We start from the raw sequence: 24,491 nt of genomic DNA, 5'->3' as shown, positions 1-24,491 counted from the left end.
AAATCGCGTTTTCATACAACGAACATCCGTCCCATCCCATGCTCGACATCCAGTTGCTGCGCAAAGACCTCGACGGCGTCGCAAAGCGCCTCGCCGACCGCGGCTATACCCTCGACGTCGCGGCCTTCACCGCGCTCGAAGCGGAGCGCCGCGATACCCAGACCCGTACCGAAGAACTGCAGGCGCGCCGCAACAGCCTGTCCAAGCAGATCGGCGCGATGAAAGGACGCGGCGAAGACACGTCGGCGGTGATGGCCGAAGTCGGCGGCATCGGCGACGAGATGAAGGCGTCGGCGGTCAAGCTCGAACACATCCAGAAGCGTCTGTCCGATCTGCTGCTCGACGTGCCGAATCTCGCGCACGAAAGCGTGCCGGTCGGCAACGACGAAGCCGGCAACGTCGAAGTGCGCCGCTGGGGCACGCCGCGTCAGTTCGACTTCGAGGTCAAGGATCACGTTGACGTCGGCACGCCGCTCGGCCTCGACTTCGAGACCGGCGCTAAGCTGTCGGGCGCGCGCTTCACGATGCTGCGCGGCCAGATTGCGCGGCTGCATCGCGCGCTCGCGCAGTTCATGATCGACACGCACACGCAGCAGCACGGCTATACCGAGATCTACACGCCGTACATCGTCAATCCCGACATCCTGTACGGCACGGGCCAGCTGCCGAAGTTCGCGGACGATATGTTCCGCGTCGAAAAGGGCGGCGGTGAAAACACGGTCACGCAGTACCTGATCTCGACCTCGGAAATTTCGCTGACGAACACGGTGCGTGAGAGCATCGTCGAAGCGGACACGCTGCCGATCAAGCTGACCGCGCACTCGCCGTGCTTTCGCTCGGAAGCGGGCTCGTATGGCCGTGACACGCGCGGCATGATCCGCCAGCATCAGTTCGACAAGGTCGAGATGGTGCAGGTCGTAGCGCCAGACGCATCGTACGACGCGCTCGAGCAGATGGTCGGCCATGCGGAGGCGATTCTGCAAAAGCTCGAACTGCCGTATCGCGTGATCACGCTGTGCACCGGCGACATGGGCTTCTCCGCAGCGAAGACCTACGACCTCGAAGTGTGGCTGCCCGCGCAGAACACCTATCGTGAGATTTCGAGTTGCTCGAATACCGAGTCGTTCCAGGCGCGACGCATGCAGGCACGCTTCCGCAACGCGCAGGGCAAGCCAGAGCTCGTGCATACGCTCAACGGCTCGGGTCTCGCGGTGGGCCGCACGCTCGTCGCGGTGCTCGAGAACTTCCAGAACGCCGATGGCTCGGTGACAGTGCCCACGGCACTGCGGCCTTACCTCGGCGGCGTCGAGCGGCTGCAAGTGCCGGCGGCCTGAGCGTCGCCGATGCGCCTGCAGGCGCGGTGTCGTCGCGTGTCTGACGATGCCGCGAACGGCATCGAGGTCCCGCGAAAATTTTCCAGAAGTTTTTTCGACGGGGGCTTGGAAAACTTGTTCGAGCTGATATAATCTTTTTCTCCCAAGCAACGGCCCGCTTGGATCCGACGAAGAAGTAACGAGTTGGAATACCCGGAAAGGTGGCAGAGTGGTCGAATGTACCTGACTCGAAATCAGGCGTACGGTTTCCCCGTACCGTGGGTTCGAATCCCACCCTTTCCGCCAAATTCTGAAACCCCTTGATTTCACCGAGTTCAAGGGGTTTTTTGCTTTGAATTCTCGAACGGCTTTGCCAAGGCAATTCGAAATTATTCAAGCATCATTTCTATTTTGGCGAAATCCTTTGTTTCAATTTTTTACATGAGCCATTCGTTGCTCGTGGTCTTTTTCATCTCATTTCCATACAAGTATCTTAAGTCATCCGTGCTGCACGGTCCCCTAATTCATATATCGGAATACTCGGGGCGTGGCTATTGCACGCTATAAGGGGTCGAAGTCAGAAAATTTGCGGGTGACCCGCCCCCCGATCGACTTGTGAAAGTGCGAATCTTCGCCGACCCCACAGATCTCCGCAAGAAGTGCCTTTTTTACAAATAAATACGATTTTTGGGTGGGCTCGGTCATTCGTTCAGGGTACGATTTACGCCGTCAGAAGCTTTTACAGGAAGGATTTTCCTAAAAATGAAAGCTTCGGCAATGAATCGGTAAAGGGTTCGCACCGCAAACGTTTGCGAACCAACGCGCACCCAGCCCTGTCAATCTGAATCACCGCGAGGAGCACTTCGCGCATCGGTTCAATCGGACAACACAGACGTGCGTTCTAAGCACTTCAGGACAACAGTTTTTTAAGGCCTGCAAATTTTTTGCAGCGAATCCTTATTCATTGTCCGTCCGAATCACAGCGAATTCACCTTTTGGTCTTTTTATCGGGAATTTTCCCGACCTTTGGAATTACTCCGCGATGATAAAACGACGTCAATTCATTGGGGGCCTCACGGCCCTGAGCGCAAGTTATCTTTTGGCCGCGTGTGGTGGGGGCAGTGGGTCATCGAACGCGAGTGGCAAGGCAGCCGCCGCGACCGGTGCTTCCGGTGCAGCGGCAGCTTCGGGTGCGTCCGGTGCATCGAGCAATACAACGCCGACTGCGAAGACGAGCGACCCGAACAGCATCTCCATGCCGCCCGCCACGTCCATCACGGACAACTCCGGCAACGTCTGGACTCTTTCCGGAGGTTCGGTCTACCGCAACGGGTCGGCAGCAGGCAACACCTACAACGTCTCGCTCGTGCTGTTTTACGGCGGCGTGATTTATCACGAAGGTACGGGTGGTCAGTTCTACCAATGGACGGGCTCGGGCTGGACGGGCTGCAACGACCCGCGCCTTGGCGGCACCTCGGCCGACGGCACCTCGCTGCCCGATTCGCCGTACATCATCGACAAGTCCGGCGCGATCTGGACGCTGAGTAATGGCGTCATTTACCGGAACGGGGCGACGGTCGGCGATACGTACAACGTCTCGCTCGTGTTGTGGTACGGCGGCAAGATCTGGCATTGCGGCTCGGGTGGCCAGTTCTACGTGAACAACGACACCGCCGGCCAGTGGTTGCCCTGTAACGATCCGCGCATCGCGATCGCACCGTCCGCCGGCATGTTCTACGGCATGAACGGTCACTTCGACTACAACTACACGCCCCAACAGATCGTGTCGATCCTGAAGGGCATGGGTTGCACGAGCTATCGCGTCGGCTGCACCAACACGTCGACCCAGTTGAACGCGGTGATCGGGCTCGCGCAGGCTTTCCAGTCGGCGGGGATGACGCTGATCGTGCTGATCAGTCAGGGCGTCTACGACTCCAACGGCAACCTGATGGCTGGCGAGAATGCCGCTTACAGCCAGGGTTACGCGGTAGCTCAGGGCATCGCGAACGCACTGAAGCCGTATGGCGTCACGATCTACGAATGCGGCAATGAGCTGACGCGGACGAACGCCACCGTGCTCGACTTCACCTGTGCGGGCACAAGGGCGTCGGACTTCAACAACGCGAACTGGCCGGTGATGCGCGGCGTGATGCGCGGGATGATCGACGGCGTGAAGTCGGTTCAGTCCAACGCCAAATGCGGCATCAACTTCTGCGTGAACGATGTCGGCGCGGCGGACGCGCTGTGGGACGGTATGCAACCGGATGGTAGCGGCGGTCACCCGACCGTGCGCTGGGACATCACCACGTGGCACAACTACGAGGTGTATGGCGATCTGTTCGACCTCGGGACGGACGGCGCGCAGCCAGGCTTCGATCTGCCGATCTATTGCAAGGCCCGGTATGGCGTGCCGTTCATCGTCACCGAGTGGAACACCGGACCGGAGCAAACTGAGACCTATCGTGGGAACTACATCACGACGAAGCTCGGCGAGTTCTATCAGAACCGCAAGACGCACAATATCCAAAGCGTCATGTATTACGTGCTCGACAGCGGCAACGAGACCTTCGGCATCGTGATGAACGGCTCGCCGTTGAATCCGTCGTACAGTGCGTTCCAAAGCTTCACGGCCGCCCATCCCGACAACTAAGCCGCGGATATCGACGCAAGCGGCCCTGCGCGTCAGTGGGAATCGGTGCTGCCCGGTGTCAAGGGCAGCACGTCGCCGGGCCTGACAGCGGCGCCCAACCCTTACCTTCAGCGTATCGAGGCGAGGGGACGGGCGTCTCATCCCACCCGAAACCCTTCCTCCCTCAACGCCCGCGCCTGATCCGCGAGCGACGCAGCCGCCGCCGCGCTTTCCTCGACGAGCGCCGCATTCTGCTGCGTGACCTCGTCCATCTGCGTGATCGCGATGCTCACCTGCTAAATCCCATCGCTCTGCTCACGCGATGCCTGCGCAATTTCACCGACGATGCTGGTCACGCGCGCGATCGCCGCTTCGATCTGCTGCATCGGCAGCCCGAGCGGAACTGGACCGTCGAATCGCTGTCGGCGGCGGGCATGTCGCGCTCGCGCTTTAGCGCGCGCTTCGTCGAGCTGTTCGGCGACACGCCGCTCGGGGATCTGACCTCCTATCGCATGTACCTTGCGAGCGGTGCGCTGCGCGATCCGCGGCGGCGTCTGATCGAAATCGCCGAGAGCGGCGGTTATGCGTCGGAGAAGGCGTTCATTCGCGCGTTCCGGCGCTGGTCGGGAATGGCGCCGAAGCAGTACGCCCGCAATCAGCGTGATCCGTACGATATGGCGAAGGGCGGAACGCAGCGGGCGGCATGACGGGACGCCCGAAATTTAGTTCGGGAAACTGAACGATCACGATGTCCGGCTCGATGATCGTTCGAGTCCCTTTGCCGTTAGTCCATCTGAACGAACAGGCCTGCAAGCTGGCCGGGCAAAAGCCCGTCATTGTGATTCGGGCGCGCGCCACGGCATAGCTCCGATAGCGCCACCGCCTCCTCCCGCGCACCGCGTCAGCCGATTTGCGCGGGGTCCATCCGCGATCCTCTGTACAATTGCCCGAAATCGCCCGATCGAGTGGCGGTTGCGGGCCGCCGGGCTTTCGGGCGCGGCGGGTCATCTCGCGCTTGACCCGCGACTCACATCGACTGAATTCATGGCCATTACCTACAAGACTCCCGACGATATCGCGAAGCTGCGCATTGCGGGCCGCCTCGCGGCCGATGTGCTGGCAATGATCGGCGAGCACATCAAGGCTGGCGTCTCCACCGACGACCTCGACGCGCTGTGCAACGACTACATCGTCCACACGCAGAGAGCGATTCCGGCCAACGTCGGCTATCTGGGCTTTCCGAAGACCGTCTGCACGTCGGTCAATCATGTCGTGTGTCACGGCATCCCGAATCGCAACGAGATCCTGAAGGATGGCGACATCATCAACATCGACGTCGCGATCATCAAGGACGGCTATTTCGGCGACACGAGCCGCATGTACTGCGTCGGCCAGCCGAGCACGGTCGCGCGTGCGCTGATCGACACGACCTACGAGGCGATGGTGGCCGGCATCCGCGAGGTGAAGCCGGGCGCGACGCTCGGCGACGTCGGCCACGCGATCCAGAAGATCGCGCAACGCGAGGGCTTCTCGATCGTGCGCGACTACTGCGGACACGGCATCGGCAAGGTCTATCACGAGGACCCGCAGGTGCTGCACTACGGCCAGCCGGGACAGGGGGCGCGTCTGAAGCCGGGCATGGTCTTCACGATCGAGCCGATGATCAACGCGGGCCGCGCCGGCACGTCGGTGCAGCGCGACGGCTGGACCGTGATCACGAAGGACCGCTCGCTGTCGGCGCAGTGGGAGCACATGGTCGCCGTGACCGACGACGGCTATGAACTGCTGACGCCGTGGCCGGACGGCACGGGCGACTACGACGCGCCGTGAGCGGAACCGCCTATTGTGGTCAATAATAAATTTGACTCGCCGGCCGGTTCGGTTAAAGCTACGCGTTAGGGTTTCCAGGGGTTTTCGTCTGCATGAGTCCGTCATTGACCGTTCGCCGCATCACTGCTGATCAGGGCGCCGTTTTTCGCGAACTCCGCACTGCCTCGCTGCGGGAGGCGCCGTACGCCTTCGGCGCGACGCTCGAGGACGCGTTGTCGGCCGATGCCGCCAGTTTCGACGCGACCGCGGCGAATCACGCGGTTTCGCAGTCCGTCGGTACATTCCTGCTCTATACCGAGGGCCATCCGGCCGGGCTGATCGAGGCGCATTTCGACGACACCGCGGCGCGCCGCGCGTTCGTCTGCGAGTTGTGGGTGGCGCCGGCCGTGCGCCATCTGCGCGGCGGCGAGCTGCTCGTCGATACCGCGAGCAGCTGGCTCGCAAATGCGGGCGCCACGGAAATCTACGCGTGGGTCGCCGACGCGAACCGCAACGCGATGCGCTTTTACGAAGCGCTCGGCTTTGGCCCGACCGGCGAGCACCGGCGCGTCGAGCGCGCACCCGAGCAGGTCGAGAGTCTGCTGGTGCGGCACGTGCCGACTACTTCGCAGGTGTTACAGCAGTGATCGCCCAAGCGGCGCGTCGCGCGCGCCGCTCGTCTTCGCCGTCCCTTCATCACGGTCTTTTTCCGGCCAGCGTTTCTTTCGCACCGTCGCGCGTCGATCGCATCGACGACACGCGTTGCTCGCGCGCGCGAGCACCGATTCTCCCGGGAAAAATAGTGGCCGCGCGCGTGTACGCCTGTAAAATACGCAAAATTTTTCGCCGAACGCTATGTCGCCCAAGAAATCGCCCTTTTTCGAACTGCGCAGCGGCTCTGTCGACACGCTGATGTTCGTGGTCAAAACGACCGACCTCGATGCGATGCGTGCCGAGCTGACGCGACGCTTCGAGGCGACCCCCGAATTCTTCGCTAACGACGTCGTCGCGATCGACGTGCGGCGTCTCGCCGGCAACGAACGCGTGCCGCTCGCCGACATCGCGCAACTGCTCGACAGCGTGCGCATGCGTCCGGTCGGCGTGGTCGCGAATGCGGAGCAACAGTGGGCGACGGAGTCGGGATTGCCGCTGCTCGAAGCGCGCGATCGTCGCGGCGCGCCGGCGAAGCAGGCCGATGAGGACAGCACGGCGAGCGCGGCAAACGCGGCAGCAGGCACCGAGGCAAGCGCGGGCACGAGCGCGTCCGCCAGCTCTGCATCCGCAACCGCCAGTGCGGCCACGGGCACGGCCGCTGCCGTCGAACCCACGCCTGCCGCCGAGCCGGTGCGTCTTGCCACGTCGCCGCAAACGCTCGTGGTCGACAAGCCGTTGCGCTCGGGGCAGCGTATTTACGCAAAAGGCGATCTGGTCGTGCTCGGTCTGGTCAGCTATGGCGCCGAGGTGATCGCGGAAGGCAACATCCACATTTACGCGCCGCTGCGCGGCCGGGCATTGGCCGGCGTGCAGGGCAATCACGACGCGCGCATCTTCTGCACGTGTCTCGAACCGGAACTGATCTCGATTGCGGGCATCTATCGAACGACCGAGAACCCGCTGCCGGCCGACGTGCTCGGCAAGGCGGTGCAGATCTGGCTCGAAGAAGAAAAACTGATGATCGAACCGCTGCGGCTCACGTAAAGCGCCGCGAAACGCGCTGCCCCGAGCGATTGCGGCACGCGGCGTTTCACGGCGAGGCGGGCCGCGCACCAATTGACGCATTTGATGAACACAAGGTAAGGGTAATGGCAAAAATCATTGTGGTGACTTCGGGCAAGGGTGGCGTGGGCAAAACGACCACGAGCGCGAGCTTCGCGTCGGCCCTCGCGTTGCGCGGCAGCAAGACCGCGGTGATCGACTTCGACGTCGGCCTGCGCAACCTCGACCTCATCATGGGCTGCGAGCGCCGCGTCGTGTACGACCTGATCAACGTGATCCAGGGCGAAGCGAATCTGAATCAGGCGCTGATCAAAGACAAGAAATGCGAGAACCTGTTCATTCTGCCGGCCTCGCAGACGCGCGATAAAGACGCGCTGACAATGGAAGGTGTCGAAAAGGTCATCAACGATCTGATCGCGATGGACTTCGAATACATCGTCTGCGATTCGCCGGCCGGTATCGAGTCGGGCGCGCTGCTTGCGATGCACTTCGCCGACGAAGCGCTGATCGTGACGAACCCGGAAGTGTCGTCGGTGCGCGACTCCGATCGCATTCTCGGCATCCTGTCGTCGAAGACCAAGCGCGCGATCGAAGGCAAGGAACCGATCAAGGAGCACCTGCTGATCACCCGCTACAACCCGAAGCGCGTCAGCGAAGGCGAAATGCTGTCGCTGACCGACATCCAGGAAATTCTGCGCATTGATCTGATCGGCGTGATTCCGGAATCGGAAGCGGTGCTGCACGCGTCGAACCAGGGTCTGCCGGCCGTGCATATGGACGGCACCGATGTGGCCGAAGCCTATAAGGACGTCGTGTCGCGTTTCCTCGGCGAGCAGAAATCGCTTCGCTTTGTCGATTACCAGAAGCCCGGGCTGCTGCAGCGCCTCTTCGGCACCAAGTAAGGGGAGCGCACGTAATGTCGATTCTTTCGTTTTTGCTGGGCGAGAAAAAGAAGTCCGCGTCGGTAGCGAAGGAACGCCTGCAGTTGATCATCGCGCACGAGCGCGCCGGCGGCCATGCGCCCGCCGATTATCTGCCTGCGTTGCAACGCGAACTGGTGGCCGTGATCTCGAAGTACGTGAAGATTTCCGACGACGACATACGCGTCAGTCTCGAGCGTCAGGACGATCTCGAAGTGCTCGAAGTCAAGATCGAAATACCGCAGGCCTGAGCTTCGGATGGACCGCGGTCCATCTCGCATCATGTGCAGGACGTCGCATGGCGTCGCGTCGGAGCGATGCGATGCCGTGCGGCGTTCGGCTCGTTCTCGGGCTTCTGTCTGAAGCCATCTCTTCGCATCTCCACGGCGCTCGCCATTTCCCTGTCGAAATGACCGTTGCACTCCAGCGGTGCCGTTACACGCGCAACGTCAGCCTCGCGTCGCCCTCGCGCATCTACTGACGCGGCGAGTCGGAGGTATCCGTCGTGATGTCGTCTGCGGCATCGTCGGCGCGCGGCTCGCCGTCCTCGCTTTCCGCTTCCGGCACCTCGACCTCGGGCACTTCCGGCACTGGCGCAGGCGTGGGCTGCGGCAGCGGCGCCACGTAGCGCTCGGCGAGCGACTCATAGAGCGGCGGCGCGAACAGGCGGGACACTCGGCTCGCGATCAACGCGGTGGCCATTAGCGAAATCACGAGCGCGTGGCCATCGATCATCTCCATCACGATCACGAACGAGGTGATCGGCGACTGCGTGACTGCGGCCAGATAGCCGACCATCGCGAGCGCGATCAGCATCGGCAATTGCATCGAATCGAACACCATGTGCAGCAGATTGCCGAAGCCCGCGCCGATCGACAGCGACGGCGCGAAGATGCCGCCCGGAATGCCGGGCAGGTATGAGCCGACCATCGCGATCATCTTCAGGAACGGATAGAACACCGACAACTGCTCGTGTCCCTCGAGCAGGCCGCGCGCTTCCGTATAGCCGCTGCCGAACGTCGTGCCGCCCGAGATCACGCCGACCACCGCGATCGCGAAGCCGCACAGCGCGGCGAACACGACCGGCCGCTCGCCGTGCAACTGACGCAGCGGTTCCGGAATCCAGCGCGCGGTATTGAGCAGCAGCCAGCCGAAAATACCGCCCGCGATTCCCGTCACGATCGCGGTGAGCACCACCGCGACGGCGAGCAGATCGGGAAAATGCGCGCCGATCTGGATCGTGCCGAAATACGTGTAGTTGCCGTTCAGGCCGAGTGCGACCACACCCGCGATGATGATCGCCGTGATCAGCACGCCACTCGTGCGCGCCTCGAAGCTGCGCGTCAATTCCTCGATTGCGAATACGACGCCCGCGAGCGGCGTATTGAACGCCGCCGACAAACCCGCTGCCGCGCCCGCCAACGCGAGCTGCCGTTCGATCTGCGCATTCGAGCGCGGATAGAACCGGCGCAGATTGAACATCAGCGCGGCGCCGACCTGCACGGTCGGTCCTTCACGGCCGATCGTAAAGCCGCCGAGAATCGCGAGAAACGACACGCCGATTTTGCCGAGCAGAATTCGCAGCGACAGCAGCCGCGTGCCGTATCCGCGCTGTTTCATGTGCAGCGTCGCGATCACCTGCGGGATGCCGCTGCCCTCGGAGCCGCGAAAGAACTTGCGCGTGAGCCAGACCGCGAGTGCGGCGACCGCGGGCGTGATCACGAGCGGCGCCCACACATACCGCTGCCGGACATGGAGAAACGCGTCATACCCCCAGTCGATCAGACGCGCATACAGCACCGCGACCAGGCCGACGGCGATGGCACCGAGCCAGAAGATGCCGTATTGCCGCCACAGGCGTTTTGCGTGACGCATGACAGCGGGCGAACGGGAAGGGAAGGGCCGGGACATGAATTAGATTCGTGCAAAGGGCCAAGTATAAAGCGTGCGGGACCAACCAGAATACGTGAAAGATGTTTGAAATAATGAAGTGAAGTGAATCGTGAGGCGGATATCTTTTTGCTGTAACGCGCCGTATTGAGAATCGAACCGCGCGCAACGGCCATTTGGCGGGGATCGGTAAGAAGGTCAGCTAGAATACTTTCAATTTCGAACAACCAACAGACCCTCAATGAAGCGAATCCTTATCGTCAAGGTCACTTCACTAGGCGATATCGTGCAGGCGTTGCCAGTCGTCGCCGACATCAAACGCGCATTTCCTGGCGTTCAGGTGGACTGGGCGGCGGACGAAGCATTTGCGCACGTCGTGCATTGGAGCCAGGGCGTCGATCGCGTGCTGTGCGCGCCGCTGCGCCGCTTCAAGAAGGCGCGTCGCTGGAGTGATCTGAAGGCGATCTGGGCATCGATCGCCGAGCTGCGCGCGTATCGCTACGACTACATCATCGACATTCACGGCGTCTACAAGAGCGCGATCATCGCCTTCCTCGCGCGCTCGTCGCGGCGCATCGGCTATCAATCGCAGGATCTGGGCGAGGGTGGCGCCGCGTTCGCCTACACCGGGCGTTTCGGCCCACGTCCGCAAGGCAACGCGTGGCACGGCATGCGCATCAGCGCCAGCGAGGCGCTCGGCTACGAAGTGGAAGGGCCGCCCATCTACGACCTGCAGCTACCCGAAACCGTCCCGCAGCCGTTCGCGACGCACGACGCGCCTGTCGCCGCGCTCTTTCACGCCACCTCGAAAGCCGACAAGAAATGGCCGCTCACGCACTGGGCGGCGCTTGGACGCGAGTTGAGCGAGCGCGGTTTTCGGGTGGTGCTGCCGTGGGGTTCGGACGGTGAGCTTGCCGAAGCCGGGCAGATCGCCGCGCAGGTGCCAGGCGCGACCGTGCTGCCGCGATTGAGTGTGACTGAAGTTGCGCAGATGATCGGCGCGTGCGCGCTCGTGGTCGGTACCGATACGGGTTTCGTGCACCTCGCGCATGCGCTGCAGAAGCGCACCGTGATGATCTTCGTCGCGACGTCGCCATTGCATTGCGGCGTCGAGGCGCCGTATCGCTCGACCTCGATCGGCGACGGCCACTCGGTGCCGCCCATCAGCGCGGCGCTCGAAGCGATCGATTACGTGTACGCGGCAGAGCCTGTGCTCGCGATGCAGCACGGATCAGCCGCCGCCTGAGTCCGTTCGCCCGCTCGCGCAATCGTTTGCGCAAAAGAAAAGAGGCGCGATGCGTAGTCCGCCCTTGCTGGCGGGGACTGCATCGTCGCGCCTCAAACAACGCCCGTGTCGGGGAACAGCGGGCGGAGAGGAATCGATTACACGTCTGTTAAAACTGTCGCTTTTCGTTTGAGGCCGAAGCGTCCGATGCGCGGACGCCAAGGCGGCAAGCTGATACGCCGCGGCGCGTCGAGGCTCGCACGGCGCGCGTTGACCCGCTCGATTGCGGCGACGCTGGCGCGGCCAGCAAGGCTTCTATCGCAACAGTGCGCTCAACGGAGTATAGGCGGTGTTTTCCGCCATGGTGGCGCGATCCGGCGGCAGCGGTGCGGGTCGATCGAACGCGCCGATCCAGCGCGCCGGTCCTGTAACCGCTCGGTGATGTTCCCTTACAAATGGCAACGTTCGCAGCGGCGCGCATCGTGTCCAATCGGGTCATTCGGGGTTTGCGCTCGAATCAATCTGACTCGATGGAGAACAACATGAAACGCTTGATCCTGACTCTCGTGGCCGGCACGCTGCTCGCATCGGCACTCGGCGGCTGCGTTGTCGCGCCGGCGCCGGGCTATTACTACGGCGGCGGTGGCTACAACCATCACGGCTACTACTACCGCTAAGCCGCGCGCCGTGCTCAGGCCCGGAGCACCAGCCTCAGGCGACCAGCATTTCGAACGCGACCACCGCGGCAATGGCCGCGGCGTTCGCGGCCAGCGCCTCGACGACGATGGATTTCCATGTCGTCGGACGGAAGCGCAGCGCGAGCAGCAGCGAGCCGAGCAAAGCCAGCGCGATGATCGTCACGATATCGGCATTGTGAAGATGGACGTTCATGCGGATCTCCCCGTTTTTTATAGGGTTATGTCAGGGAGTATAGGCAAGTCAAAAGGACGCGCAAGGCGGGGGTTTTACCCGGGCCGGCCCGCGGAAACAGCGAGGAAATAATGCCTGCTGCATGCTGCCGCAGACGCGTAAAAACTGCGCGGGTCCAGCATCGATCGAACCTCGGCAAACGCGCATCGACGGAAGCGTTGTTTCGCCGATGCGCCTTGCATCATTTCATCAAACTCTCATCACGCGTCTCGCGCATGCACAGCACGCCGACAAGGCTCACGGCCGCGGCGACCGACACGTACGCGCCGACCCACGCCAAGCCGCCGTGCGCGGCGAGTACCTGCGCGATATACGGTGCGACCGACGCGCCGAGAATCCCGCCGAGGTTGTACGCGACACCGGCGCCCGTATAGCGCACGTTGGTCGGAAACAGTTCCGGCAGCAGCGCACCCATCGGCGCGAAGGTCACGCCCATCAGGAACAGCTGGATCACGAGAAACAGCAGCACGAGCAACGGCTCGCCGCTGCCGAGCAGCGGCGCCATCGTGAAGCCCGACAGGATCGCCGCGATGATGCCGACGATCAGCACCGGCTTGCGCCCGAAGCGATCGCTTGCACGGGCCGACAGCGGCGTCGCGATTGCCATGAACACGACCGCGACGCACAGCAGGCCGAGGAACGTCTGCCGCGGAATATGCAGCGACCCGACGCCGTACGACAGCGAGAACGTCGTCGCGTTGTAGAACAGCGTGTAGCAGACCACCATCGCGAGCGCGCCGAGCACGGTCGGCTGCCAGTGCTGCGAGAACAGCGTCGCGATCGGCACGCGCACGCGCTCCTTGCGCTCGATCGCTACCTGGAACGCGGGCGTTTCGGCAATCTTCAGCCGCACGTACAGCCCGAGCGCGACGAGCACCGAGCTGACGATGAACGGCACGCGCCAGCCCCAGCTGCGGAACTGCTCGTCGGAGAGCGACATTGCGAGCGCGAAGAACAGGCCGTTGGACGCGAGAAAGCCGATCGAGGGCCCGAGCTGCGGGAACATGCCGAACCAGCCGCGTTTGCCGGCCGGCGCGTTTTCGGTGGCGAGCAGCGCGGCGCCGCCCCATTCGCCGCCGAGGCCGATACCCTGGCCGAAACGCAGCACGCACAGCAGGATCGGCGCGAGGCTGCCGATCGCGTCGTAGCCCGGCACGAAGCCGATCAGCGTGGTCGACAGGCCCATCACGAGCAGCGACGCAACCAGAGTCGATTTGCGGCCGATGCGGTCGCCGAAGTGGCCGAACAGGAACGAGCCGATCGGTCTCGCGACGAACGCAATGCCGAACGTGACGAACGCCGACAGCGCCTGGGCGGTGGCCGAGCCATGCGGGAAGAATACCGGTCCGATCACGAGCGCCGCGGCGGTCGCGTAGACATAGAAATCGTAGAACTCGATCGCGGTGCCGATGAAGCTCGCGAAGATGATCCGCGCGCTACTGTTTTGCCCGCTTGCGGGCTGAGCGGCGGAAATCGGCGAAGTGGACATGCAGGGTCTCCAATTGTATGAGGCCGCGGCGCGCTGAGCCGTCTTCGCAGACAGGCGGCGCGCAACGGCGGCATCCTCGTTGAGGTATAGGTTTGGGCGCCGCACGCGGGGTGGCGGCGCGGCACTGCAGTCGGCTCATGCGCCGCGCCGGCGGGTGTGCGGACGGCGTGAGCCATGCCGGAAGGCTCCGGCGCGGGGAATCGGAAAATTATAGCGAGCGCGCTCGTCGCGCAGCAATGGCGGCGTAAGTTTGCGCGGCAACGAGAGGGGCTTTATGAGTTATGCGCGATGACTCGAGTAGCTCGCGCGTGGCCGACCCATGCGCGGATGCGCTGGGCGGTGCGTGTCAGCGCACGCGCCAACCGCGCTCAGTCGTACGCTTCCGCTTGCGGCGAGGCGAGCTCGCGCAGCTGGAATTTGCCGTTGTCGTTGAACAGCCAGTCTTCGAATAGCTCGAGCTGGCCGCGGCCATTCAGCAGCTTGCCGGGCGGTAGCGGCAGCGGCGCCGAGCGGCGCAGCGTCGCGAGCGCGGTGCTTTCGGCTTCGTCGTCGCCGTTCGTGCGATACACCGACGACTCGACGATGTGTCCATCACGATCGACCGTGAACGACACCACCACCAGCGAGCGCAGCATCGGCTGAGGCCTGCCCTGGAGCACATACGACGGATTGCGCTCGACGATCCGTCGTGCGACCGCCTCGCGATATTGATCGAGCGTCGCGCTGTTGATCGCGGCCACCGGTGTGCTGACGGTTTCGTGCGGCGTCAGCGGTGTGATCGTGCAACCGGCTACGGCGACAACACCGAGCGCGACGAGCGATAGCCGATGCATGCGAGCGGCCGTGAAGGAGCGCAGAGCCACACGGTGAGAAACACGAGGGGGAGAAGTGCGAGAGAGCATGGTCGACGAACCACGAGGAGAACCTGATTGAATGGTAGTCAAAAACCGTCGGGATTCAATTGGCGTTCGCCCGCCGGATGTCATTGTGCGTGCGCCCCGCTGACGCGTTTTGCTTTCCGCTGTAATGGCCGGAAATGTGCGCGCATTGGTCGGCGAGCGAAACCCGCCTACACTCTGATGGCCTCTTGCTGAGGTATCGGTGGAAGTCTTTTCAGCCCGCTTCTGGCGGGCTTTCTTTTGCCTTCGATTCGCCATTCACACGCGGCAATAAAAAAGGCGAACCCGCCAAACGGGTCCACCTTTTCGATCCCGGTTCAACCAGCCGCGCCGCAAGCTGAGACTCACGGCGCTGCCCAGGCGTCGATTACCTCAACGCCGCACGCGCCACTTTCACCGCGGCCAGCACCTGCTCGGGCGCGGTGCCGCCCGGATGATTGCGGCTCGCCACCGAGCCCTCGAGCGTCAGATACGAGAACACGTCCTCGCCGATCAGATGCGCGACGTTCGGCAGTTCGCCGCGCATTTCGTCGAGCGTCAGGTCCGCGAGATCGCAGCCGCGATCGGCGCACACGCGCACCGCGAGCGCGACTGCTTCGTGAGCGTCGCGGAACGGCAGGCCGCGCTTGACGAGATAGTCGGCGAGGTCCGTCGCGGTCGAGAAGCCTTGCAGCGCGGCGTCGCGCATCGCCTGCGGCTTGACCGAGATGCCGGCGACCATTTCAGAGAAGATGCGCAGCGTGTCGGCGACGGTATCGACGGTGTCGAACAGCGGCTCCTTGTCTTCCTGGTTGTCCTTGTTGTACGCGAGCGGTTGGCCCTTCATCAGCGTGAGCAGCGCCATCAGATGGCCGTTCACGCGGCCGGTCTTGCCGCGCGCGAGTTCGGGCACGTCCGGGTTCTTCTTCTGCGGCATGATCGACGAGCCGGTGCAGAAACGGTCGGCCAGATCGATGAAGCCGACGCGCGGGCTCATCCACAGCACCAGTTCTTCGGAGAAGCGCGACACGTGCGTCATCACGAGCGCGGAGGCGGCCGTGAATTCGATCGCGAAGTCGCGGTCGGAGACTGCATCGAGCGAATTCGCACAGATGCCGTCGAAGCCGAGGGTCTTCGCCACGGCGTGACGGTCGATCGGATAGCTGGTGCCGGCGAGCGCGGCCGCGCCGAGCGGCAGACGGTTCACGCGCTTGCGGCAGTCGATCATGCGCTCGGCGTCGCGCGAGAACATTTCGACGTACGCGAGCAGATGGTGGCCGAACGTAACGGGCTGCGCGACCTGCAGGTGCGTGAAGCCCGGCATGATGGTCGCGGCGTTCTTCTCCGCGATCTCGAGCAGCGCCGCGCGCAGTTCGGTGAGCAGCTCGCCGATGCGGTCGATCTCGCCGCGCAGCCACAGGCGGATGTCGGTCGCGACCTGGTCGTTGCGTGAGCGGCCGGTGTGCAGGCGCTTGCCGGCGTCGCCGATCAGCGCGGTCAGGCGCGCTTCGATGTTCAGGTGCACGTCTTCGAGATCGAGCTGCCATTCGAACTCGCCGCGCTCGATTTCACCTTTGATCTGCGCCATGCCGCGCTGGATCGCGGCGAGGTCGTCGGCGGAAATGATCTTCTGCGCGGCGAGCATCGACGCGTGCGCGAGCGACCCTTCGATGTCGACGAACGCCAGACGCTTGTCGAAGAAAACCGACGACGTGTAGCGTTTGACGAGTTCCGACATCGGCTCCGAGAAGCGAGCCGACCAGGCTTCGCCTTTTTTGTGCAGTTGGGACGTCATGGTGTTGGGCGGTAAAAACGAGCGGTGAAGAGGCTGGCAACGCGAGTGCGCGAATCGTGCAAAAGCGCCGCCGCAGCGAAGAAAGACGAAGATTTTAACACCGGGGGAGGGCGGCCAAAGCGCTGCCGCCCATCGCGGGCCTATTCGCGCACCAGCACCACGAGCTTCAGATCCTCGCGATGCGCGGGCTTGAACGTGATCTGGTCATAAACGATGCGCCCGTCGCGCGGATGGTTGAACTCGCGCCTGCCACCTTCGCGCCCGCCGACGTCCTGGGAGGCCCAGTAGCGTGCGAACTCGTCGCTCGCGGCCGACAGCGAATCGATCAGCCCACGTGTGGGCGCATCGTTCAGATGGCGGATCGAGTCGGCGCGGAATTCGGCGGCGAGCCGCCGCGCGCGCGTTTCCCAATCGACGATCAACGCGCGCGCGGCCGGCTCGGTGAATGTGTAGCGCAGCAGGTTGCGGTCGTGCGCGCCGTCGAGCCAGCCGACGAACAGATCGGCCGCGCGCTCGTTCCACGCAAGCGCATTCCACTGCCGGTCGAGCACGTAGGCGGGCGTGTCGATGAGCTGCACGGTTTGCAGCAGCGTGGCGGGCGCATCGGCGGCGGCGGGGTCGGGGTCGGCCGGATCGCGTTGCGCGGCCAGCTCGAACAGATACGCGCGCTCGGCGCGCGATAGCCGCAACGCGACCGCGATGCGCGCGAGCGCATCGGCGGAAGCGGACACTGGCCGACCCTGCTCGATCCACGTATACCAGGTCGGACTCACGCCGCACAGCTGCGCGACTTCCTCGCGCCGCAGACCGGGCGTGCGGCGACGCGGCCCCGGCGGCAGCCCGACCGCCTGCGGCGACAGCCGCTCGCGATGGGCGCGGATGAAGTCGCCGAGCGCGCGGGCCGGGGTGGCGTCGAGCGGCGGCGGGTGATCGGCGGAGGACGGCGTCGTCATGCTATCGGCTGCGCGTGGAGGGGGTAATTGAGATACCAGAATAATTGATGAACTTGTACTGGTACATGGCGGGCTCCATTGTAGCGGCTGGATTCGCGCAATGAGAAAAGCCGGGTGTGACCTGCGTCGGCCACACCCGGCTTTTTGTCCACCAATGCGGCAACCTCAACCGGTATTGCGCAACCCCGCCGCGATTCCGTTGATGCTCAAATGAATGCCGCGCCGCACGCGCGCATTCGTGTCGCCCGCGCGGTAGCGTTTGAGCAGTTCGACCTGCAGGTGATTGAGCGGATCGAGGTACGGGAAGCGATTCTTGATCGAGCGCGCGAGCAGCGGATTCTCGGCGAGCCGGTCGCTCTTGCCGGTGATCTCCGACAACGCCTTCGACGTGCGTTCCCACTCGGCGACGATGCGCTCGAACACATGCTTGCGCAGCTTCTTGTCGGTCACGAGCGCGGCATAACGCGACGCGACCGCTAGGTCGGTCTTCGCGATGACCATGTCCATGTTCGACATCAGGTTCGAAAAGAACGGCCAGCTCTTGTGCATCTTCTGCAGCAGCGCGAGACGGCGCGCGCGTTCGGCGTCGGACGGCGCGCTGTCGAGGTGCTCGGCCACCGCGCTGCCGAAGCCGTACCAGCCGGTCAGTAGCAGCCGGCATTGACCCCACGAGAAGCCCCACGGAATCGCGCGCAGATCCTCGATCTTGCGTTGCTTCGGATCCTGCAGCTTGCGCGACGCGGGGCGGCTGCCGATGTTCAGCTCGGCGATCTCCGCGATCGGCGTCGACTCGAAGAAATACTCCTTGAACCCCGGCGTTTCGTAGACGAGCGCGCGATACGCGGCCATCGCCGTATCGGACAGCTGCTGCATCGTTTCCTCGTACACCGGCAGCTCGGCCAACGTGTGGTCGTGCGGCAGCAGCGACGCTTCGAGCGTCGCGGCCACGACGGTTTCCAGATTGCGCCGGCCGATTTCCGGATTCGCGAACTTGCTCGCGATCACTTCGCCCTGCTCGGTCAAACGGATCTGACCGTCGACGGTGCCCGGCGGCTGCGACAGGATCGCCTGGTAGGTCGGGCCGCCGCCGCGCCCGACGGTGCCGCCGCGCCCATGGAACAGACGCAGCGTCACGCCGCGTTCGTTGAACAGCGACACGAGCGCAAGCTCCGCGCGATACAGCTCCCAGTTCGACGTCAGGAAGCCGCCGTCCTTGTTGCTGTCCGAGTAGCCGAGCATCACTTCCTGCTCGTTGCCCTGATGTTCGATCAGCGCGCTAATGCCTGGCAGCGCGATCAGATCGCGCATGATGTGCGGCGCGTTGCGCAGGTCGGGGATCGTCTCGAACAGCGGGATCACCATCAGGCCGGCGCGCGCGGGGTCGTGCTCGTCGCCGAGGCGTCCGCGCAACAGGCCGGTTTCCTTCTGCAGCAGCATCACCTCGACCAGATCGGAAACGGTCTCCGTGTGCGAAATGATGTAGTTGCGCACCGCGCGCGCGCCGAACTTCTCGCGCGTCATGCGCGCTTCCTCGAGCACCGCGAGTTCGCTTTTCACGAGCTCGGAGTAGTCGGCGGAAGGCACGCGCAGCGCGCGCGGCTGCGCGAGCTCGGCGACCAGCACGTTCAGCTTGTCGGCTTCCGGCAACGCCGCGTAATCGTCCTCGACACCGGCGCGCTTGAGCAGCTCGGCGATTACCGCTTCGTGGATGTCGGAGCTTTGTCGCAGATCGATGCTCGCGAGATGGAAGCCGAACACTTCGGCCGCGCGCGCGAGTGGCGCGAGACGCGGTGCGGCGAGCGGCGCGCCGTGATGCTCGGCGAGCGAGTCCATCAGCACGTGGAGGTCGCGCACGAAGTCGGCGGCGTCGTCGTAGGGAAGCGCCCGGATCGGCGCCGCGCCTCGGCCGGCGCTGCGCAGCGGCACGCTGCCTTCGCCCAGGCGCACGCGCGCGCTCGCCGCGAGCCGTGTGTATATGCCGATCAGCGCGCGACGATACGGCTCGTCGGTGCGATGCGGCGAATGGTCGGGCGAGATGGCCGCGAGCTCATTCAGCGCATCGCTCGCGCCGACGAGCACATTCGACATCGATAGCTCCGCGCCGAGCTTGTGCACCTGCTCCAGGTAGTGCTCGAAGATCACCGCGGCCTGCCGCGTGATCGCGTTTTCGAGCGTTTCGGCGGTGACGTTCGGATTGCCGTCGCGATCGCCGCCGATCCAGCTGCCCATCTGGAAGAACGGCGGCAGGCGCGCTTCGAGGCCATGCTCCTTCAGCGCCTCCTCGATGTCGGCGTACAGCGCCGGCAGTTCTTCGAGGAAGGTGCTGCGGTAGTACGACAGCGCGTTTTCGATTTCGTCGGCGACCGTCAGACGCGAGTCGCGCAGCATGCGCGTTTGCCACAGCGACGTGACGCGCGCGCGCAGCATCGCTTCGTTGTGCGCGCGCTCGCGGTTCGTCAGCGGCTGGTCGCGCTCGGCGAGCAGACGCGCTATGTCGTGCTGCGCGTCGAGAATGCTCTTGCGCTGCACTTCGGTCGGATGCGCGGTCAGCACCGGCATGATCAGCGCGTCGTCGAAAAACCGCTGCAGCACCGGTGTCGCGGCGGCACCAGCCGCGGCGAGCCGCTCGAGCGCATGGGCGATCGTGCCCGGCTGCGAGGCCGAGCCCGCGAGCGCGTGAATTCGGTGACGGCGGTTGCGGTGACGGTCCTCGGCGATATTCGCGAGATGCGAAAAGTAGCTGAACGCGCGCACGACGCTGACGGTCTGCTCGGGCGTCAGCGTGCGCAGCTTCTTGTCGAGCGTCTGCGCGGCGGCGCTGTCGTCCTCGCGACGGAAACGCACTGCCGTCTGCCGGATCGTCTCGACGATGTCGAACACCGCCTCGCCTTCCTGCTCGCGCAGCACGTCGCCGAGCAGACGCCCGAGATAGCGGATGTCCTGGAACAACGGGTGGTCCTTGTCCTCGCGCGTGCGACCGCTGCTCTTCGCGGTGGTCGCGGCGGCGGACTGAGCCTGCGGCAGGTCCTTCAGTTTCGACGGTTTCGCGGCGCGCGGGAGTGTTGTGTCGCCATCGACCTTGGCCTTGGCCGGCTTGCGCGCGGTGGCCGACGTCGCGTCCTGTTCAGCCTTGCTGGCCTTGCCGGCTTTCGACGCCTTTTGCGCCTTGTCCTGCTTGACGGGCACCGAGGTCTGCGCGGCCTTCGGGGCTTTGGTGGCGCGAGCGGCGAGGGCGCGGCGCCTGGCGCGCTGGTCGGCGCGCGTGTCGCCAGGTTGACCGACGCTCGACGATATGGCGTGCGCGACAACGTCGGACAGGGCGTCAGGCGCCGCGGCGTCGGCCGGGCGAGCGGTGGGCGAGGCAGTGTTGCGGCGGGCGGGGCGCGCCGATCCGGAAGACGTCACGATGAGTTTCCTCGGGGAAGCCAGGGTCTGTTGATTGATGAACTGCGACTGCGGAACTGCCACCAGCAAGTGCAACGTGAACTGCGTGCAACAGGGACTACGCAACGGACTACAAGACGGACTGCTAGTGCAACTGCAACGGAGGAGACTTGAAACGGCGACTGCACACCGCGATTGCTCGACCCACTACGAAGCGGTCCGCGCGTGCCGCACCGCGTACGCGGAACGACAAGAGCGCTGCCGAATCGCGCGACGCCGACGAGGGAGAGAGGGGCCACGGGCTGCCAGCCCGCGCTGGGACGAACCCGCGGCAGGCATTGCCTCAGCATGTTCGCCGCATTGCATCATCCCGCATGCCGCCGCGCAGTGTGCGAACGACCGTACGTGACAACGCGGAATGGGGGCCTTTCGCGCATGACGCGAAGCCCGTCTCCTCCGTCGATATCGCTTGCGCACGGCGCTTCGCCGTGCCTTGGAACCAAAGGGCGCGAACGAGGCCGCGTGCTAACATTGATTGTTATTCCATCCCGACATCCAGCAGCAAGCTAATGAACACCGAGACGTTTTCCACGCCACCCCACACGCTTGTGATTGCGTCGCGAGAGAGCCGCCTTGCCATGTGGCAAGCCGAGCATGTGCGATGTGCGCTGCACAAATTATATCCATCTTGTGACGTAAAAATCCTCGGAATGACGACACGTGGCGATCAGATTCTCGATCGCACGCTGTCGAAGGTGGGTGGCAAGGGGCTCTTCGTGAAGGAGCTCGAAGCCGCGCTCGCCGATGGCCGCGCCGACCTCGCGGTGCATTCGCTGAAGGACGTGCCGATGGAGTTGCCGGCCGGTTTCGCGCTGTCCACCATCATGGAGCGCGAGGACCCGCGCGATGCGCTCGTGTCCACTCAGTATGACTCGCTCGCCGCGCTGCCGGCCGGCGCCGTGGTCGGCACCTCGAGCCTGCGGCGTGAGGCGATGCTGCGCATGCGCTATCCGCATCTCGACGTGCGGCCGTTGCGCGGCAATCTCGATACCCGACTCGCCAAGCTCGATCGCGGCGATTACGCGGCGATCATTCTGGCCGCGGCCGGGCTGAAGCGGCTGGGTCTCGCCGATCGCATCCGCGCGCTGCTCGATCCCGAGGACAGTCTGCCCGCGGCGGGCCAGGGCGCACTCGGCATCGAGATTCGCGCCGATCGCGCGGACCTCGCCGCATGGCTCGCGCCGCTGCATCATCAGCACACGGCGGCGGCCGTCGAAGCGGAGCGCATGGTATCGCGCGCGCTCGGCGGCAGCTGCGAGGTGCCGCTCGCCGCCTACGCAACCTGGGGCGATGGCGCGCTGCATCTGCGCGGCATCGTCGCGACGCCGGACGGCCAGCGCGTGCTGAGCGCGCAGGCGTCGGCGCCGGCGCCCACCGTCGAACACGCGCTCGCGCTCGGCGAGGAAGTGGCGCACTCGCTCGTGCAGCAGGGTGCCCTCGACATCGTCCGCGCGCTCAGCACGGCGAGCGGTCCCGCGGCCGCGCCCGGCGCGGCGGCCAGCGAGTGATGGCCGCCGTCTCGCCCGAGAAGGCGCCCTTCACGGTCGTGATCACGCGGCCGGCCGGCCAGTCGAGCGAACTCGTCGAACAGCTCGAAGCAGCCGGACTCGCGTCGCTCGACTTCCCGCTGATCGACATCGCGCCCGTCATCGATGACGCGCCGTTGTGCGCCGCGCTCGCGTCGCTCGAACGCTACGCGCTCGTCGTGTTCGTGTCGCCGAACGCAGTCGATCACGCGTTCGCGCGCCAGAACGATATCTGGCCGCATGCGCTGCCGATCGGCGTGGTCGGCCCCGGCAGCGTGCATGCGCTCGCGCGCCACGGCGTCAGCGCGCCCGAGCATCGCGTGATCAGCCCCGCCGCGGGCGCCGACGACGAATCGACGAGCTTCGACTCCGAGAGCCTGTTTGCCGCGATCGAGGCGCAACTCGGTGCCGCGGGCCTCGAAGGCAAGCGCGTGTTGATCGTGCGCGGCGACGGCGGCCGCGAATGGCTGAGCGAGCGCCTGCGTGAAGCCGGCGCCGAAGTCGACGCGGTGGCCGCTTACCGGCGCATCGTGCCGGAGCCGTCGATCGGCGCATGGGCGCGCGTGCACGAACTGCTCGCGGGCACGCCGCACGCATGGCTTCTGACCAGCTCCGAAGGCGTACGCAATCTGCACGAACTCGCGCACGAGCATCTGACCGCCGGCGAGCTCGAGCAGCTCAAACACGCGCCGCTCGTCACGCCGCATCCGCGCATCGCGCAGACCGCGCGGGCATTGGGTTTTGATAGGATTACGGTGTCCGGCGCGGGCGACGAGCGCATAGTCCGAGCCCTCGTTGCCGCGGCCGCCGTGCCTCCCGTCGTCCAACCGGTATCGTCCAACCCGGCTCAATCACGCATGACTGAAACGAACGCATCCACGAACGCCTCACCTCAGCCGCCCGCAAGCGCCGCCTTGCCGCCGAACCAACCCTTCACGCCGTACGAAGCGCAAAAGCGCCGCAGCACGAGCGGACCGCTGCTGTGGTTTGTCATCGTGGTCATCGCGTGCGCGGCGGGCGTGGGCGGCTTCGCGATGAACCGCAAGCTGGTGCGCACCGAGCAGGAACTCGCGCAGCGTCAGCAGGCCAACGACACGCAGACCAACGAACTGCGCATCAAGATCGACCAGGCGCTCGCCACCGTGCATCAATCGGACTCGCAGGTCGCGCAGCTCGAAGGCAAGCTCGCCGATGCGCAGGCCGCGCAGCAGGCGCTGCAACAGCAATACGCGGATCTCGCGCGCAATCGCGACGACTGGACGCTCGCCGAAGTCGGGCAGATGCTGTCTGCGGCGAGCCAGCAGTTGCAGCTGACCGGCAATACGCAGCTCGCGCTGTTCGCATTGCAAAGCGCCGATACACGCCTCGCGGCGTCGGACAGTCCGCAGGCGGTCGCGGTGCGCAAGGCGATCGCGCAGGACATCGACAAGCTGAAGGCCGCGCCGTCCACCGATCTGACCGGCCTCGCGATCAAGCTCGACAACGCGATCGATCACGTGAACGGCCTGCCGCTGTCGGGTGAAGCACCGATTCCGCGTGCCACGCCGCATGCGGCCACGTGGGCCGACACCGCGAAGGTGGCCGCGGCCACCGGCAAGCCGCGCTGGGAAGTGTGGATCGACGAGGTCACGCACGGCATCGGCGAACAGCTGACGAGCCTCGTGCAGGTGCGCCGTATCGACAACGCCGACGCGATGCTGGTCACGCCGGATCAAGGCTACTTCGTGCGCGAGAACCTGAAGCTGCGTCTGCTGTCGGCGCGTCTCGCGCTGCTGTCGCGCAACCAGACCACGCTGAAGTCCGACCTGCAGGCGGCGCAGTCCGCGTTGACGCGCTACTTCGACGCGTCGTCGAAAGACACGCAGACGGTCATCGATCTGGTCAAGCAGGTGGACGCCGGTTCGGCCGCCGTCGAGCTGCCGAACCTCGATACGAGCCTGCAGGCCGTCAATCAATACCGGAACCGGGGTTAAT

19 protein-coding genes, 1 tRNA gene and 1 pseudogene are annotated in these 24,491 nt (G+C 64.6%); 13 read left to right on the top strand and 8 right to left on the bottom strand.

Translation table 11 applies throughout. The features are described 5' to 3' along the window. Positions 1 to 38 precede the first annotated feature (38 nt). From serS to OKW45_RS28695, 3 genes are all read left to right on the top strand, one after another. On the top strand, positions 39 to 1,334 hold the full coding sequence (gene serS, locus OKW45_RS28705; RefSeq protein ID WP_018419735.1) for a serine--tRNA ligase: 1,296 nt from the start codon (positions 39 to 41) through the stop codon (positions 1,332 to 1,334). Between the two features lie 194 nt (positions 1,335 to 1,528). After that, positions 1,529 to 1,619, top strand: a tRNA-Ser gene (locus OKW45_RS28700). A 736-nt stretch (positions 1,620 to 2,355) separates the two neighbouring features. Continuing rightward, on the top strand, positions 2,356 to 3,963 hold the full coding sequence (locus tag OKW45_RS28695) for a hypothetical protein (RefSeq protein ID WP_429472495.1): 1,608 nt from the start codon (positions 2,356 to 2,358) through the stop codon (positions 3,961 to 3,963). A gap of 137 nt (positions 3,964 to 4,100) precedes the next feature. On the opposite strand, the pseudogene OKW45_RS28690 reads toward OKW45_RS28695, so the two are convergent. Beyond that, positions 4,101 to 4,313 (bottom strand): annotated as a pseudogene (locus OKW45_RS28690) (methyl-accepting chemotaxis protein); the annotation flags it as partial. Between the two features lie 63 nt (positions 4,314 to 4,376). On the opposite strand from OKW45_RS28690, the gene OKW45_RS28685 reads away from it, so the two are divergent. From OKW45_RS28685 to minE, 6 genes are all read left to right on the top strand, one after another. Next, complete coding sequence (locus OKW45_RS28685) at positions 4,377 to 4,649, top strand: helix-turn-helix domain-containing protein (protein ID WP_429472493.1); 273 nt, start codon at positions 4,377 to 4,379, stop codon at positions 4,647 to 4,649. 337 nt (positions 4,650 to 4,986) lie between these two features. Next, a complete protein-coding gene (map, locus tag OKW45_RS28680; RefSeq protein ID WP_026225654.1) occupies positions 4,987 to 5,772 on the top strand; it encodes a type I methionyl aminopeptidase in 786 nt (261 codons plus the stop codon). A gap of 92 nt (positions 5,773 to 5,864) precedes the next feature. After that, positions 5,865 to 6,398 carry a GNAT family N-acetyltransferase gene (locus OKW45_RS28675; RefSeq protein ID WP_026225655.1) on the top strand — a complete coding sequence of 178 codons (534 nt, stop codon included), beginning with the start codon at positions 5,865 to 5,867 and terminating at the stop codon, positions 6,396 to 6,398. Between the two features lie 208 nt (positions 6,399 to 6,606). Beyond that, positions 6,607 to 7,449: a septum site-determining protein MinC gene (gene minC / locus OKW45_RS28670; protein ID WP_018419743.1), complete on the top strand. Its 843-nt coding sequence runs from the start codon at positions 6,607 to 6,609 to the stop codon at positions 7,447 to 7,449. Positions 7,450 to 7,553: 104 nt separating this feature from the next. Further along, positions 7,554 to 8,369 (top strand): septum site-determining protein MinD, encoded by an 816-nt coding sequence (minD, locus tag OKW45_RS28665; protein WP_018419744.1) that lies wholly within the window; start codon positions 7,554 to 7,556, stop codon positions 8,367 to 8,369. Between the two features lie 14 nt (positions 8,370 to 8,383). Continuing rightward, positions 8,384 to 8,638 carry a cell division topological specificity factor MinE gene (gene minE / locus OKW45_RS28660; RefSeq protein ID WP_008922443.1) on the top strand — a complete coding sequence of 85 codons (255 nt, stop codon included), beginning with the start codon at positions 8,384 to 8,386 and terminating at the stop codon, positions 8,636 to 8,638. 223 nt (positions 8,639 to 8,861) lie between these two features. Here minE and OKW45_RS28655 read toward each other — a convergent pair whose 3' ends face one another. Further along, a complete protein-coding gene (locus OKW45_RS28655; protein WP_026225656.1) occupies positions 8,862 to 10,298 on the bottom strand; it encodes a chloride channel protein in 1,437 nt (478 codons plus the stop codon). 220 nt (positions 10,299 to 10,518) lie between these two features. Between OKW45_RS28655 and waaC the strand changes: the two genes are divergently transcribed. Further along, the gene (gene waaC / locus OKW45_RS28650; RefSeq protein WP_018419746.1) at positions 10,519 to 11,523 is read left to right on the top strand and encodes a lipopolysaccharide heptosyltransferase I; all 1,005 of its coding nucleotides are present in this window, start codon (positions 10,519 to 10,521) and stop codon (positions 11,521 to 11,523) included. 521 nt (positions 11,524 to 12,044) lie between these two features. Beyond that, positions 12,045 to 12,179 (top strand): hypothetical protein, encoded by a 135-nt coding sequence (locus OKW45_RS28645; RefSeq protein ID WP_429472491.1) that lies wholly within the window; start codon positions 12,045 to 12,047, stop codon positions 12,177 to 12,179. A 34-nt stretch (positions 12,180 to 12,213) separates the two neighbouring features. Here the strand turns inward: OKW45_RS28645 and OKW45_RS28640 are convergent, their stop codons facing one another. From OKW45_RS28640 to ppc, 6 genes are all read right to left on the bottom strand, one after another. After that, positions 12,214 to 12,393: a hypothetical protein gene (locus OKW45_RS28640; RefSeq protein ID WP_018419748.1), complete on the bottom strand. Its 180-nt coding sequence runs from the start codon at positions 12,391 to 12,393 to the stop codon at positions 12,214 to 12,216. A gap of 220 nt (positions 12,394 to 12,613) precedes the next feature. Beyond that, positions 12,614 to 13,921 (bottom strand): MFS transporter, encoded by a 1,308-nt coding sequence (locus OKW45_RS28635; protein ID WP_018419749.1) that lies wholly within the window; start codon positions 13,919 to 13,921, stop codon positions 12,614 to 12,616. A 368-nt stretch (positions 13,922 to 14,289) separates the two neighbouring features. Then, positions 14,290 to 14,823 (bottom strand): energy transducer TonB, encoded by a 534-nt coding sequence (locus tag OKW45_RS28630; protein ID WP_429472489.1) that lies wholly within the window; start codon positions 14,821 to 14,823, stop codon positions 14,290 to 14,292. Between the two features lie 364 nt (positions 14,824 to 15,187). Further along, positions 15,188 to 16,594, bottom strand: coding sequence for an argininosuccinate lyase (gene argH, locus OKW45_RS28625; protein ID WP_429472487.1), 1,407 nt, complete (start codon positions 16,592 to 16,594; stop codon positions 15,188 to 15,190). Between the two features lie 140 nt (positions 16,595 to 16,734). Beyond that, the gene (locus tag OKW45_RS28620; RefSeq protein WP_429472485.1) at positions 16,735 to 17,547 is read right to left on the bottom strand and encodes a helix-turn-helix transcriptional regulator; all 813 of its coding nucleotides are present in this window, start codon (positions 17,545 to 17,547) and stop codon (positions 16,735 to 16,737) included. 165 nt (positions 17,548 to 17,712) lie between these two features. Beyond that, positions 17,713 to 20,952, bottom strand: a complete 3,240-nt coding sequence (gene ppc / locus OKW45_RS28615) for a phosphoenolpyruvate carboxylase (RefSeq protein WP_429472483.1) — start codon at positions 20,950 to 20,952, stop codon at positions 17,713 to 17,715. Positions 20,953 to 21,500: 548 nt separating this feature from the next. On the opposite strand from ppc, the gene hemC reads away from it, so the two are divergent. Then, the gene (hemC, locus tag OKW45_RS28610) at positions 21,501 to 22,499 is read left to right on the top strand and encodes a hydroxymethylbilane synthase (protein WP_429472481.1); all 999 of its coding nucleotides are present in this window, start codon (positions 21,501 to 21,503) and stop codon (positions 22,497 to 22,499) included. Then, a complete protein-coding gene (hemDX, locus tag OKW45_RS28605) occupies positions 22,499 to 24,490 on the top strand; it encodes a fused uroporphyrinogen-III synthase HemD/membrane protein HemX (protein WP_429472479.1) in 1,992 nt (663 codons plus the stop codon). The genes hemC and hemDX overlap by 1 nt, the downstream gene beginning before the upstream one ends. Position 24,491 lies beyond the last annotated feature (1 nt).

It is taken from the genome of Paraburkholderia lebeckiae (genome assembly GCF_050436225.1).
In the GTDB taxonomy this organism is placed as follows: Bacteria; Pseudomonadota; Gammaproteobacteria; order Burkholderiales; family Burkholderiaceae; genus Paraburkholderia; species Paraburkholderia tuberum.
The sequence above is the reverse complement of the archived record's forward strand: the minus strand, read 5'-3'. Positions and strand labels throughout refer to the sequence as shown.